Annotated in this window: 10 protein-coding genes and 1 other annotated feature; all 10 genes read right to left on the minus strand. The window is 41.3% G+C overall.

The features are described 5' to 3' along the window. Positions 1 to 41 precede the first annotated feature (41 nt). Positions 42 to 1,229 (minus strand): elongation factor Tu, encoded by a 1,188-nt coding sequence (tuf, locus tag IEO70_RS09675; RefSeq protein WP_190998173.1) that lies wholly within the window; start codon positions 1,227 to 1,229, stop codon positions 42 to 44. A 122-nt stretch (positions 1,230 to 1,351) separates the two neighbouring features. Then, positions 1,352 to 3,430: an elongation factor G gene (fusA, locus tag IEO70_RS09680; protein ID WP_190998174.1), complete on the minus strand. Its 2,079-nt coding sequence runs from the start codon at positions 3,428 to 3,430 to the stop codon at positions 1,352 to 1,354. Positions 3,431 to 3,483: 53 nt separating this feature from the next. Beyond that, a complete protein-coding gene (gene rpsG / locus IEO70_RS09685; RefSeq protein ID WP_190998175.1) occupies positions 3,484 to 3,954 on the minus strand; it encodes a 30S ribosomal protein S7 in 471 nt (156 codons plus the stop codon). Positions 3,955 to 3,999: 45 nt separating this feature from the next. Then, positions 4,000 to 4,422: a 30S ribosomal protein S12 gene (rpsL, locus tag IEO70_RS09690; protein ID WP_190998204.1), complete on the minus strand. Its 423-nt coding sequence runs from the start codon at positions 4,420 to 4,422 to the stop codon at positions 4,000 to 4,002. A gap of 306 nt (positions 4,423 to 4,728) precedes the next feature. Beyond that, a complete protein-coding gene (rpoC, locus tag IEO70_RS09695; protein WP_190998176.1) occupies positions 4,729 to 8,328 on the minus strand; it encodes a DNA-directed RNA polymerase subunit beta' in 3,600 nt (1,199 codons plus the stop codon). A 64-nt stretch (positions 8,329 to 8,392) separates the two neighbouring features. After that, positions 8,393 to 11,962, minus strand: coding sequence for a DNA-directed RNA polymerase subunit beta (rpoB, locus tag IEO70_RS09700; protein ID WP_190998177.1), 3,570 nt, complete (start codon positions 11,960 to 11,962; stop codon positions 8,393 to 8,395). A gap of 224 nt (positions 11,963 to 12,186) precedes the next feature. Next, complete coding sequence (locus tag IEO70_RS09705) at positions 12,187 to 12,798, minus strand: class I SAM-dependent methyltransferase (protein WP_190998178.1); 612 nt, start codon at positions 12,796 to 12,798, stop codon at positions 12,187 to 12,189. 151 nt (positions 12,799 to 12,949) lie between these two features. Continuing rightward, a complete protein-coding gene (gene rplL / locus IEO70_RS09710) occupies positions 12,950 to 13,309 on the minus strand; it encodes a 50S ribosomal protein L7/L12 (RefSeq protein ID WP_190998179.1) in 360 nt (119 codons plus the stop codon). A gap of 75 nt (positions 13,310 to 13,384) precedes the next feature. Further along, the gene (rplJ, locus tag IEO70_RS09715; RefSeq protein WP_190998180.1) at positions 13,385 to 13,885 is read right to left on the minus strand and encodes a 50S ribosomal protein L10; all 501 of its coding nucleotides are present in this window, start codon (positions 13,883 to 13,885) and stop codon (positions 13,385 to 13,387) included. 41 nt (positions 13,886 to 13,926) lie between these two features. Further along, positions 13,927 to 14,078, minus strand: a sequence feature (ribosomal protein L10 leader region). A gap of 57 nt (positions 14,079 to 14,135) precedes the next feature. Next, complete coding sequence (rplA, locus tag IEO70_RS09720) at positions 14,136 to 14,837, minus strand: 50S ribosomal protein L1 (RefSeq protein ID WP_190998181.1); 702 nt, start codon at positions 14,835 to 14,837, stop codon at positions 14,136 to 14,138. Positions 14,838 to 14,924: the final 87 nt, after the last annotated feature.

The raw sequence follows: 14,924 nt of genomic DNA on the forward strand, positions 1-14,924 counted from the left end.
AGATGGAAAATCCATCTGCTTTTGGAATGCGTTAGCGCAAATTACTTGATGATAGAAGAAACTACGCCAGCGCCTACAGTACGTCCACCCTCACGGATAGAGAATTTAGTACCTTCTTCGATAGCAACTGAAGCGATTAGTTCAACAGTCATTTCGATGTTGTCGCCAGGCATAACCATTTCTACACCTTCAGGAAGGTTACAGATACCAGTTACGTCAGTTGTACGGAAGTAGAACTGTGGACGGTAGTTTGAGAAGAATGGAGTGTGACGTCCACCTTCTTCTTTTGATAGTACGTAAACTTCAGCTTTGAAGTTTGTGTGTGGGTTGATTGAACCTGGTTTAGCTAATACTTGACCACGTTCGATTTCGTCACGAGAAACACCACGAAGTAGTGCACCGATGTTGTCACCAGCTTCAGCATAGTCAAGAAGCTTACGGAACATTTCTACACCAGTTACAGTTGTTGATTTAGCTTCTTCAGCAAGACCTACGATCTCAACAACGTCACCAACTTTAACTTGTCCACGCTCAACACGACCTGTAGCAACAGTACCACGACCAGTGATTGAGAATACGTCCTCAACTGGCATCATGAATGGTTTGTCAGTGTCACGAGTTGGAGTTGGGATGTATTCGTCAACTGCAGCCATAAGCTCGTTGATTTTTTCTTCCCATTCAGCTTCTCCTTCAAGAGCTTTAAGAGCAGAACCTTTGATTACTGGGATATCATCGCCAGGGAATTCGTATTCAGAAAGAAGGTCACGAATTTCCATTTCAACTAGTTCAAGTAACTCTTCGTCGTCTACCATGTCACATTTGTTCATGAATACAACTAGGTAAGGAACACCTACTTGACGAGAAAGAAGGATGTGCTCACGAGTTTGTGGCATTGGGCCGTCAGCAGCAGATACTACTAGGATACCGCCGTCCATTTGAGCAGCACCAGTGATCATGTTTTTAACATAGTCAGCGTGTCCTGGGCAGTCAACGTGTGCATAGTGACGAGTTGCAGTTTCATACTCAACGTGTGCAGTTGAGATTGTGATACCACGTTCTCTTTCTTCTGGAGCACCGTCGATTTGGTCGTAAGCGCGAGCTTCAGCTCCACCTACTTTAGAAAGTACTGAAGTGATAGCTGCAGTTAGAGTTGTTTTACCATGGTCAACGTGACCGATAGTTCCGATATTAACGTGTGGTTTAGAGCGATCGAATTTAGCTTTAGCCATTAGGAATTTCCTCCTCAAAATAGATAATTAGATTTGTTAAGTATGCTGCTATAAAGGAAGAATATAACACTTCCTTCATAGCTTACATAAGTAGTTATACTTTATTGAAAGATGAAAATCAATTATTCACCTTTATTTTTTTTGATGATCTCTTCAGAGATAGCTTTAGGTACTTCTTCATAGTGGTCGAAGTGCATTGAGAACGTTCCGCGACCTTGAGTTGCTGAACGTAGAGTCGTTGCATATCCGAACATTTCAGATAGTGGAACGAACGCTTTAACTACTTGTGCGTTACCGCGTGCTTCCATACCTTCAACGCGTCCACGGCGAGAAGTAATGTTACCCATAATATCTCCAAGATACTCTTCAGGCATTACAACTTCAACTTTCATGACTGGCTCAAGAATAACTGGCTTACATTTTGATGCAGCATTTTTCAATGCCATAGATGCAGCAATTTTGAAGGCCATTTCAGATGAGTCAACATCATGGTAAGATCCGTCGAATAATTTAGCTTTAACGTCAACCATAGGGAATCCAGCTAATACACCGCGCTCAAGAGCATCTTCTAGACCTGCTTGAACTGCAGGAATGTATTCACGTGGTACAACCCCACCAACGATTGCGTTTTCGAATTCAAAGCCTTTTCCTTCTTCATTTGGAGCGAATTCGATCCAAACGTGTCCGAATTGACCGCGTCCACCAGATTGACGAGCAAATTTACCCTCAACTTGAGCAGATTGGCGGAAAGTTTCACGGTATGCAACCTGAGGTGCACCAACGTTAGCTTCTACTTTAAATTCGCGACGCATACGGTCAACGATGATATCAAGGTGAAGCTCACCCATACCTGCGATAATTACTTCACCAGTTTCTTGGTCAGTATGCGCACGGAATGTAGGATCTTCTTCTTGAAGTTTTTGTAGAGCAGTTGTCATTTTATCTTGGTCGGCCTTAGTTTTAGGCTCGATAGATAATGAGATAACTGGCTCTGGGAATTCCATAGACTCAAGAATTACAAGATTCTTTTCGTCACATAGAGTATCACCAGTTGTAGTGTCTTTTAGACCTACAGCAGCAGCGATGTCCCCAGCGTATACTTGTGAAATCTCTTCACGAGAGTTAGCGTGCATTTGAAGGATACGACCTACACGTTCACGCTTACCTTTTGTAGAGTTTTGTACGTATGAACCTGAGCTCAATGTACCAGAGTATACACGGAAGAATGTTAATTTACCAACATAAGGGTCAGTCATAACTTTGAACGCTAGAGCTGCGAACGGCTCTTCGTCGCTTGATGGACGAGTAACTTCTTCATCTGATTGAGGTACAGTACCTTTGATAGCCGGTACATCAAGTGGAGATGGAAGATAGTCAATTACAGCGTCAAGCATTAATTGAACACCTTTGTTTTTGAATGCAGAACCACAGATTACTGGGTAGAATTCAACGTTTACTGTACCTTTACGGATAGCAGCTTTAAGCTCATCAATAGTGATTTCTTCTCCGCCAAGGTATTTCTCCATTAATTCTTCGTCAAGCTCAGCTACCGCTTCAACTAATTTTTCACGGTATTCTTCAGCTTGATCTTGGTATTCTGCAGGGATTTCAACTTCCTTGATATCAGTACCAAGGTCGTTTCCGTACATGATTGCTTTCATTTCAACTAGGTCAATGATACCTTCGAATTGATCTTCAGCACCGATTGGTAGTTGAATTGGGTGAGCATTCGCTTGTAGACGATCGTGTAGAGTCCCTACAGAGTATAGGAAGTCTGCGCCGATTTTGTCCATTTTGTTTACGAATACTACACGTGGAACTCCGTAAGTTGTAGCTTGACGCCAAACCGTTTCAGTTTGAGGCTCAACGCCTGATTGCGCATCAAGTACAGCTACAGCACCATCAAGTACACGAAGAGAACGTTCAACTTCTACAGTGAAGTCTACGTGTCCTGGTGTGTCGATGATGTTAACGCGGTGTTCTTTCCACTGAGCTGTTGTAGCAGCTGAAGTGATTGTGATACCACGCTCTTGTTCTTGCTCCATCCAGTCCATTTGTGAAGCACCTTCGTGCGTTTCACCAATTTTATGGATACGGCCTGTATAGTAAAGAACACGTTCAGTAGTGGTAGTTTTACCAGCATCGATATGTGCCATGATACCAATATTACGAGTCTTTGCTAAGGAGAACTCTCTAGCCATTTGGTATTTCTCCTTCCTTATTGAAGAATATTATTAGGAATAATGTGTGAATCCTACCAACGATAATGAGCGAATGCTTTGTTAGCTTCAGCCATTTTGTGAGTGTCTTCACGTTTCTTAACTGATGCACCAGTGTTGTTAGCAGCATCAAGGATTTCGTTAGCTAAACGCTCTTCCATAGTTTTTTCACCACGAAGACGAGTGTAGTTAACTAACCAACGAAGACCTAAAGTAGTACGACGCTCTGGACGCACCTCAACTGGTACTTGGTAGTTTGAACCACCAACACGACGTGCTTTAACTTCAAGCACAGGCATGATATTTTTTAGAGCTTGATCGAATACTTCCATAGGCTCTTTACCAGAACGTTCTTTAATTAGATCAAAAGCGTTGTACAGAATTTGTTGTGCTGTACCTCTTTTACCATCAATCATTAGCTTGTTGATAAGCTTTGTGATTAATTTTGAATTATAAATTGGATCTGGTAATACATCTCTTTTTGCAACAGGACCTTTACGAGGCATGTTATTTCCTCCTTTCAACGAAGAATTATTTTAATGTTTTAGTTATTAGTTCTTTGGAGCTTTCGGACGCTTAGTACCGTATTTAGAACGGCCTTGCATACGGTTGTTAACACCTGCAGTATCAAGCGCACCACGTACGATATGATAACGTACCCCTGGTAAGTCTTTTACACGTCCACCACGAATTAGAACAACACTGTGTTCTTGTAGGTTGTGTCCGATACCAGGAATGTATGCAGTAACCTCGATTCCGTTAGTTAAACGTACACGAGCGTATTTACGTAACGCTGAGTTTGGCTTCTTAGGTGTCATTGTACCTACACGAGTACAAACACCACGTTTTTGTGGAGATGACACGTTAGTTTGAGCTTTTTTGAAGCTGTTGTAGCCTTTGTTAAGTGCTGGAGACTTAGATTTAGTTTCCTTAGACTGACGTCCTTTACGCACTAATTGGTTAATAGTAGGCATTGGTTTTCCTCCTTTCACTTCTTGTTCTTGTACCACACATCCAGGTGGTTCATAATTTAGCAAAAACAAAGTTTTTGTAGTTACTACCACAAAAACAGTTTTACTTTTAAAGAATAATATGCGTTTCAGTGAAACACATTTCAGGCGGATCTGCTTCACTTTGTACCATTCGTACATGTTGAATGTCAAATGGTATAGCAGAAGCACCTTTGCTATAATATCATTTTTGTCCGATGACTGTCAACTAACATTATCAAAAATAAATAAAACGGTCAGTGAACCGGTCACTGACCGTTTTATTATTTATTATTCTACCGGTGTAGCTTCTTGTTCTAAGTCTTCAACAAATACTGGAGTTGCTTTGCGGTAGCGCGGCATACCAGTACCTGCAGGAACTAGCTTACCAATGATAACATTTTCTTTAAGTCCCAGTAACTCGTCTCGTTTTCCTTTGATTGCTGCATCTGTAAGAACACGAGTTGTTTCTTGGAATGATGCTGCAGATAGGAATGAGTCTGTTTCAAGAGACGCTTTTGTAATACCAAGTAATACCGGGCGTCCGGTAGCCGGAGTTTTCCCTTCAAGTAGCGCTGATGTGTTAGCATCAGTGAACTGATGAATATCAAGAAGCGTACCTGGTAGAACGCTCGTTTCACCCGCATCGACTACGCGGATTTTGCGAAGCATTTGTCTTACCATTACCTCGATATGTTTGTCTCCGATTTCTACCCCTTGCATACGGTATACTTTTTGTACTTCTTTAAGCAGATATTCTTGTACTGCAAGCGTATCTTTAACTTTCAGAAGTTCTTTCGGATCGATAGAACCCTCAGTTAATTCCTGACCGCGTTTAACGTTGTCAGAAACAGCCACTTTCAGACGTGATGTATAAGGAACGGCGTATTCACGTTTCTCTACTTCGCCTTCGATGACAATAATCTGTTGTTTATCTTTTCCTTCGCTGATATCTGCAACATATCCGTCAATTTCAGAAATGTGCGCTAAACCTTTTGGATTACGCGCTTCGAAAATCTCTTGGATACGAGGTAAACCTTGAGTGATATCGTCTCCGGCAACCCCACCTGTATGGAATGTACGCATCGTTAACTGTGTACCTGGCTCACCGATTGATTGAGCAGCGATAATACCTACCGCTTCTCCAACTTCAACCTCTTGACCAGTAGCTAAGTTGCGGCCATAACATTTTTTACATACGCCGTGGCGTGTGTTACATGTGAATGCAGAGCGAATCCACACTTGCTCGATACCAACATCTTCAATATATTTAGCAAGATCTTCAGTGATCAGTCCGTTTTCAGGAACGATAACTTCGCCTGTTTCCGGATGTTTAATTGTTTTTCTTGCATAGCGGCCTACTAAACGTTCTTCAAGACGTTCAATTGTTTCCGTACCTTCTCTTAATGCACCAACAAGAAGTCCGCGGTCAGTTCCGCAATCATCGTCACGAACGATAACATCTTGGGCTACGTCTACAAGACGGCGAGTCAGGTAACCTGAGTCGGCAGTTTTCAGGGCTGTATCGGCTAGACCTTTACGAGCACCGTGTGTAGAGATGAAGTACTCTAATACTGTCAGACCTTCACGGAAACTTGATTTGATTGGTAACTCAATGATACGACCAGCCGGGTTGGCCATCAGACCACGCATACCTGCTAGCTGCGTAAAGTTAGATGCGTTACCACGGGCACCAGAGTCACTCATCATGAAGATCGGGTTGCGGCGGTCTAATGATTTCATTAGTTTCGCCTGAATTTCATCTTTTGCTGCACTCCAGATAGAGATTACACGGTCATAGCGCTCATCTTCTGTGATTAAACCACGTCTGAATTGCTTCATAACGTTATCTACTTTTGTTTGTGCATCATCGATGATTTTTTTCTTCTCTTCTAATACAACGATATCAGCTACACCAACAGTGATACCAGCTTTAGTAGAGTATTTGAATCCAAGGTCTTTCATGCGGTCAAGCATTTTAGACGTTTCAGTGATTTTGAAACGCTTGAACACTTCAGCGATGATTTTTCCAAGGTAACCTTTTTTGAACGGATCAATGATTGGTTGAGCTTTAATGCTCTCCACTACATTTGCGCCTTTCTCAACGAAGAAACGCTCAGATGTTTTTACTTCTAGGTTTTCTTGAGTTGGTTCATTGATATATGGGAAAGTCTTAGGAAGAATTTCGTTGAATATCAATTTACCGACTGTAGTCATTAGAAGCATGTTGTTTTGCTCTTCAGAGAAAGTAGGGTTTCCTAATGAACCAGCATTTACAGCTACACGTGAATGAAGATGTACATATCCATTTTGGTATGCCACTAATGCTTCATTTGTATCATTGAAAATCATACCTTCACCAACAGCGCCTTCTCGCTCAAGTGTTAAGTAGTAGTTACCTAATACCATATCCTGAGAAGGTGTAACAACCGGTTTACCGTCTTTAGGGTTCAAGATGTTTTGAGCAGCTAGCATTAGAAGACGAGCTTCTGCTTGTGCTTCAGCTGATAAAGGAACGTGAACCGCCATTTGGTCACCGTCAAAGTCTGCATTGTATGCAGTACATACTAACGGGTGAAGACGAATTGCGCGACCTTCTACTAACGTAGGCTCGAACGCTTGAATACCAAGTCTGTGAAGCGTAGGTGCACGGTTCAGTAATACAGGATGCTCCTTAATTACTGATTCCAAGACGTCCCAAACTTCCGGTTGTAATCTTTCGATTTTGCGTTTTGCTGATTTAATGTTATGTGCTAAGCCTTTGCCTACTAATTCTTTCATTACGAAAGGTTTGAATAGCTCGATTGCCATTTCTTTCGGCAGACCACATTGATACATTTTTAAGTTTGGTCCTACGACGATAACCGAACGACCAGAGTAGTCTACACGTTTACCAAGAAGGTTTTGACGGAAACGACCTTGTTTACCTTTCAGCATGTGTGAAAGTGATTTTAACGGACGGTTACCCGGTCCAGTTACTGGTCTTCCACGACGACCGTTATCGATCAGTGCGTCAACTGCTTCTTGTAGCATACGTTTTTCGTTTTGAACAATGATGCTTGGAGCACCTAGGTCCAACAAGCGTTTTAAACGGTTGTTACGGTTGATAACTCGACGATATAGATCGTTCAAGTCAGATGTCGCGAAGCGTCCACCGTCAAGCTGTACCATTGGACGAAGTTCTGGCGGGATTACCGGCAGTACATCTAAGATCATCCATGATGGCTCATTGCCTGAGTTACGGAATGCTTCTAGTACTTCTAAACGTTTGATTGCTCTTGTACGACGTTGTCCTTGAGCAGTTTTTAATTCTTCTTTTAAAGCTTCTACTTCTTTTTCTGTATCAATGTCAGAAAGAAGTTTGCGGATTGCCTCAGCACCCATAGAAGCTTGGAATTTGTTTCCGAATTTTTCTCGATAAGTTCTATATTCTTTCTCTGAAAGAAGTTGTTTCTTCTCTAGAGTAGACTGTCCTACATCTGTTACAACGTAAGAAGCGAAATAGATAACTTCTTCAAGAGCTCGCGGGGACATGTCTAAGACAAGTCCCATACGGCTTGGAATTCCTTTAAAGTACAAAATGTGCGATACAGGTGCAGCAAGTTCAATGTGTCCCATGCGCTCACGGCGAACTTTTGATCTTGTTACTTCAACACCGCATCGATCACAGACTACGCCTTTATAGCGTACGCGTTTATATTTACCGCAATGACATTCCCAATCTTTTGTCGGACCGAAGATTCTTTCGCAGAATAGACCGTCCTTTTCAGGTTTCAATGTACGGTAGTTAATTGTTTCTGGTTTTTTGACTTCCCCATATGACCAAGAACGTATCTTGTCAGGAGAAGCTAAACCTATTTTCATATACTCAAAATTATTAACATCCAGCAAGGGGCCGACCTCCCTTTTAAATTCCAGGCATTTTCCTTATATTTAAGGCTTGTGGAAGAATCCGTTACTTGGTTGTATTTACTTCTGTTTCTTCGACAGTTTCTGCAGTTACATCTGTTTCAATTGATAAAGAATCTACTTGGTTTGCATCTTCCTCATCTTCAAGGTCGCGCAAATCAATTTCTTTGTCGTCTCTAGAAAGCATTTTTACGTCCATACCAAGACTTTGTAGTTCTTTGATTAATACTTTGAACGATTCAGGAACACCTGGTTCCGGAACATTTTCACCTTTAACGATGGCTTCATAAGTTTTAACACGACCTACAACGTCATCCGATTTGACTGTCAGGATTTCTTGAAGAGTATATGCAGCACCGTATACTTCTAGTGCCCATACCTCCATCTCTCCGAAACGTTGTCCACCGAACTGAGCTTTACCTCCAAGAGGCTGCTGCGTTACTAGTGAGTAAGGTCCAGTTGAACGAGCGTGAAGTTTGTCGTCAACCATGTGAGCAAGTTTGATCATGTACATAACACCTACAGATACACGGTTATCAAACGGTTCACCTGTTCTACCATCATAAAGAACAGTTTTAGCATCACGTGCCATACCTGCTTCTTCAATTGTAGACCATACATCTTCCTCTGTTGCTCCATCGAATACTGGTGAAGCGACATGGATACCTAATTGACGTGCTGCCATACCTAGGTGTAGTTCAAGCACCTGTCCGATGTTCATACGGGAAGGTACGCCCAATGGGTTTAACATGATATCGATCGGTGTGCCGTCTGGTAAGTAAGGCATATCTTCTTCAGGAAGAATTCTTGAGATAACCCCTTTGTTACCATGGCGTCCGGCCATTTTATCACCTTCGTGAATTTTACGTTTTTGTACGATGTATACGCGAACCAGTTGGTTTACACCTGGTGGTAGTTCATCGCCGTCTTCACGATTGAATACTTTAACATCTAGAACGATACCGCCACCGCCGTGAGGTACACGTAATGAAGTATCACGTACTTCACGAGCTTTTTCACCGAAGATTGCATGTAGAAGACGTTCTTCAGCAGTAAGCTCTGTTACACCTTTAGGTGTTACTTTACCTACAAGCAAGTCACCGTCTTTTACTTCAGCACCGATACGGATAATTCCGCGCTCGTCAAGATTTTTTAGAGCATCTTCACCAACGTTTGGAATATCACGTGTGATTTCTTCAGGTCCTAGCTTTGTATCGCGTGATTCTGATTCATATTCCTCAATATGAATAGAAGTATATACATCGTCTTTTACAAGACGTTCGCTCATGATGATGGCATCCTCATAGTTGTAACCATCCCAAGTCATGAAACCAACTAATACGTTACGTCCTAGAGCTAATTCTCCAAGTTCCATTGAAGGTCCGTCAGCTAGGATTTCTCCTTTTGTTACACGGTCTCCAACTTTAACGATTGGGCGTTGATTGTAGCACATACCTTGGTTTGAACGTTTGAATTTCAATAAGTTGTACTTGTCAAGATTGCCTTTAACCTCTTGGCCATCGACTTCTGAGATACGGCGAACCCATACTTGACGAGATTCGACGTGCTCAACAATACCTTCATGTTTCGATACAACAGCAGCTCCTGAGTCTTTGGCAGAAACGTGTTCCATACCAGTACCTACGAATGGAGCTTCAGGGTTGATCAAAGGTACAGCTTGACGTTGCATGTTCGCACCCATTAGGGCACGGTTGGAGTCATCGTTCTCTAAGAAAGGAATACAAGCTGTCGCAGCCGATACTACTTGCTTAGGCGATACATCCATGTAGTCAACACGGTCGTTTGGTACTACTGTGTTTTCACCGCGGAAACGAGCGACAACTTCACCATCTATGAAAGTACCGTCGTCCGCTAAGCGAACATTCGCTTGCGCAACTACGTAGTTGTCTTCTTCGTCAGCGGTTAAATAATCTATGTGACTTGTTACTTTACCTGTTTCAGGATCAACTTTTCTATAAGGCGTTTCAATGAAACCGAAGCGGTTTACTTTCGCATAACTAGAAAGTGAGTTGATCAAACCGATATTCGGACCCTCCGGCGTTTCAATCGGACACATACGGCCATAGTGAGAATAGTGAACGTCACGCACTTCCATACCAGCGCGCTCACGTGTTAAACCACCAGGTCCAAGTGCAGACAGACGACGTTTGTGCGTCAACTCGCCAAGCGGGTTTGTTTGGTCCATGAATTGCGATAATTGAGAGCTTCCGAAGAACTCTTTGATTGACGCGATTACAGGACGGATATTGATTAATTGCTGAGGTGTGATTGTGTTTGTGTCTTGGATAGACATTCTTTCACGAACCACACGTTCCATACGGGATAAACCAATACGGAATTGGTTTTGCAGCAACTCACCAACAGAACGCAGACGACGGTTACCTAAGTGATCGATATCATCTGTATCGCCAACTGAATGCAATAAGTTAAAGAAATAACTAATAGATGCAATGATATCGGCAGGAGTGATATTTTTAATCTCTTCTTCGATATTTGCATTGCCGATAATGTTGATGACATTTTCGCTGTCTGATTCAGTTGCTGAATAGATTTTAATTGATTGAAGCAGCACATCGTCCTCTACAACGCCGCCGAAAGGCTTGAATGTTTTGAAGCCAATACCTTCTTCTAAGAATGGAAGAATGCGGTCTAATGTACGGCGGTCTAAAATCGTTCCTTTTTCAACGATAATTTCTCCTGTTTCAGGATCAACCAGCGTTTCAGCAATTCGTTGATTGAATAAACGATTTTTAATGTGAAGCTTTTTGTTCATTTTATAGCGGCCTACATTCGCTAAATCGTATCGTTTCGGATCGAAGAAGCGAGATACAAGCAAGCTCTTAGCGTTTTCGACAGTAGGCGGTTCACCCGGTCGTAAACGTTCATATATTTCAATGAGCGCTTTTTCAGTACTCTCTGTGTTATCTTTTTCAAGCGTATTGCGTAAGTATTCGTTTTCCCCGATAAGGTCAACGATTTCTTGGTCAGAACCAAATCCTAACGCACGAAGAAGTACCGTAACCGGCAGCTTTCTTGTACGATCGATTCTTACGTACACAACATCTTTTGCATCTGTTTCATATTCCAGCCATGCACCACGGTTTGGAATAACAGTTGCAGTAAAGCCTTGTTTACCGTTTTTATCTACTTTATTGCTAAAGTAAACACTTGGAGAACGAACTAACTGAGAAACAATAACACGTTCTGCCCCGTTAACGATAAATGTACCTGTTTCCGTCATTAATGGGAAATCGCCCATGAATACATCTTGGTCTTTAACTTCCCCTGTCTCTTTATTGACAAGACGGACTTTTACACGTAGAGGAGCTGAGTAAGTAACATCGCGTTCCTTTGATTCCTCTACTGAGTATTTAGGCTCACCTAAGCTGTAATCAATGAATTCCAGCGATAGGTTTCCTGTGAAATCCTCGATTGGAGAAATATCTTTGAACATTTCTCTTAATCCTTCATCCAAGAAGTTTTGGTAAGAAGCTGTTTGGATTTCAATTAAGTTTGGTAATTCTAGCACCTCGCTAATGCGTGCATAACTTCTGCGTTGGCGGTGTCGTCCATACTGAACAAGTTGACCTGTCAACAGATTCACCCCTCAAATCAAGCGTTATAAGAATCTATCGTCTGTCCGGACAATACTGTCCTTCTAGACAAAAAGAAAATGGTTTCATATCAAAACCATAATTCACAAAAAACGAACTATTATTATATATATATTGACCTCTTGCCCTAAGTTTATACTATCGTTTTTAAAGAAAATGAGCCGAGATTATATATATGCATTTTATAATACTATCATAGCCCGTTTTAAGAGTCAATTTTTTTCGACATCAAAATGAAATAGCCTTTTTTCTTAACGATAATTTCTACATTACCGAACAGACTCTCCATCTTTTCCATGGCGGATGGAGCGCCTTGTTTTTTCTGGATAACTACCCAAAGCTCGCCAGATGGCATCAAGTGTTCACAGCTTTTCTCAAAAATCTCATGAACAATCTGTTTCCCTGCCCGGATAGGGGGATTTGTTAGGACTGCAGCAAAGGATCTATGTGTTACTGAAGAAAAAACATTACTCTCATGTATATTCACATTCGAGATTTGATTGAGCTCAGCGTTTTCTCGCGCCAGTTGTATAGCTCTCTCATTTACATCTACCATTTCAACCTTAACATGCGGGTAGCTATATGCCATACTTAAACCGACCGGACCATAGCCACACCCTACATCTAACAGATCCCCTTCTATTCCTTCCGGATAAGAAAAAGCTTCAATCAGCAAACGTGAACCGAAGTCCACTTCTTTCTTTGAAAATACACCATTATCCGTCTTGAAGCGAAATGATTTGCCTCGTAAAATGAAATCCCAAAATTGAGGATTACTTTCAGTCGTTGGATTTTTGGAGTAATAATGATTATTCAAGGGACAGCCTCCTTTAAAAAGGATTTTTAGAAGATCAGGTTTATAGAAGATAAATAATGAAGAATTACGAAAACCACTATCGGTCTTTCCTTATTAGTTAACATAGCCAAAAAAAGCTCGCTGGATTCAGCGAGCTCTTTTTTAAGCAACATTACTTAACTTCAACGTTTGCTCCAACTTCTTCAAGTTTAGCTTTGATTTCTTCAGCTTCTTCTTTAGCAACGCCTTCTTTAAGTGCTTTTGGAGTGTTGTCAACAAGTTCTTTTGCTTCTTTAAGTCCAAGACCTGTTACTTCACGTACCACTTTGATAACTTTGATTTTTTGATCTCCAGCAGAAGCTAGAACAACGTCAAATTCAGTTTTCTCAGCAGCAGCTTCTCCGCCACCAGCTACTACAGCTACAGGAGCAGCAGCAGTTACGCCGAATTCTTCTTCGATTGCTTTTACAAGGTCATTTAGTTCTAAAACAGTCATAGCTTTTACAGCTTCAATGATTTGTTCTTTAGTCATTTTATATTTCCTCCTTAGTACATTTCAAAATAGTTTAGTTTATAATCCGGTACTACTTATGCGACGCAGTAATAATTATGCGCCTTGCTCTTCCTTTTGATCTGCAACTGCTTTAGTAGCAAGTGCAAAATTGCGGATTGGAGCTTGAAGAACACTAAGCAACATAGAAAGAAGACCTTCGCGAGATGGAAGTTCAGCAAGAGCTTTAACTTCTTCTACAGATGCAACGTTACCTTCGATTACACCAGCTTTAATTTCTAGTGCTTCGTGTTTTTTAGCGAAATCGTTTAGGATTTTCGCAGGAGCAACTACATCCTCAGTTGAAAATGCAATTGCGTTTGGACCAGTAAGTGCTGAATTAAGTTCAGCAACTTCAGCTGATTCTGCTGCAAGACGAGTTAGTGTATTTTTGTACACTTTGAATTCGATACCCGCGTCACGTAGTTGTTTACGAAGTTCAGTAACTTCAGCAACGTTTAATCCACGGTAATCAACAACGATTGTTGATTTGCTAGCTTTGAATTTGTCGGCAATTTCTTGCACGATTTGTTTTTTAGCTTCAATAGCTTTGCTCATCTATTACACCTCCTGTATATTTGCTCAAAACACATTTATACCGGTCAAAAAGAAAACCCTCAGATCAAGCAGACGTGAGGGCAGTAATTTTCAAAGCATCATAGTCACTAGGACTCAATAAATCGAAATTACCTCGGTAGGAAATTAAGCTCTATTGAGCACCTACTGTCTACGGTACAAATGGTATTCGTTTTTTTCAACAAAAAGTATTATATAATCAATTGACCATGAAAGTCAAATGTTTTTTAACTTAGTTTTTGATAGCGAAAGTAGATGGATCTACTTTAACACCAGGGCCCATTGTAGAAGTTACAGCAAGGTTTTTGATGTAAGTTCCTTTAGCTGCCGCTGGTTTCACTTTTAACATAGTATCATAGATAGTAGCGAAGTTTTCAACAAGCTTGCTGTTTTCGAATGATACTTTACCGATTGGTACGTGGATGTTGCTTTGACGGTCTACACGGTATTCAACTTTACCAGCTTTGATTTCGTTAACCGCTTTTGTTACGTCGAAAGTAACTGTTCCAGTTTTAGGGTTTGGCATTAAGCCTTTAGGTCCTAATACACGACCAAGTTTACCAACTTCACCCATCATGTCAGGGGTTGCAACGATTACGTCGAACTCAAACCAACCTTGTTGGATTTTGTTGATGTAGTCTGCATCGCCTACGAAGTCAGCACCAGCAGCTTCTGCTTCTTTTGCTTTTTCGCCTTTAGCGAATACTAAAACGCGTTGAGTTTTACCAGTTCCGTGTGGAAGTACAACTGCTCCACGGATTTGTTGGTCAGCTTTCTTAGGGTCTACGCCTAAACGGAAAGCAACTTCAACTGTTGCGTCGAATTTAGCGAAGTTAGTTTTTTTAACTAATTCGATTGCTTCTTCAACTGAATAAGCAACTGAACGATCTACAAGCTTTGCAGCTTCGATATATTTCTTGCTTTTTTTAGCCATTTTATAAATCCTCCTAATAATGTGGTTTTAACGGTATAAGCCTCCCACGAAAAAGGTTGCGAAATACTTATATGAACTTCGCAACCC

The organism is Peribacillus faecalis, assembly GCF_014712675.1.
GTDB lineage: Bacteria > Bacillota > Bacilli > Bacillales > DSM-1321 > Bacillus_AD > Bacillus_AD faecalis.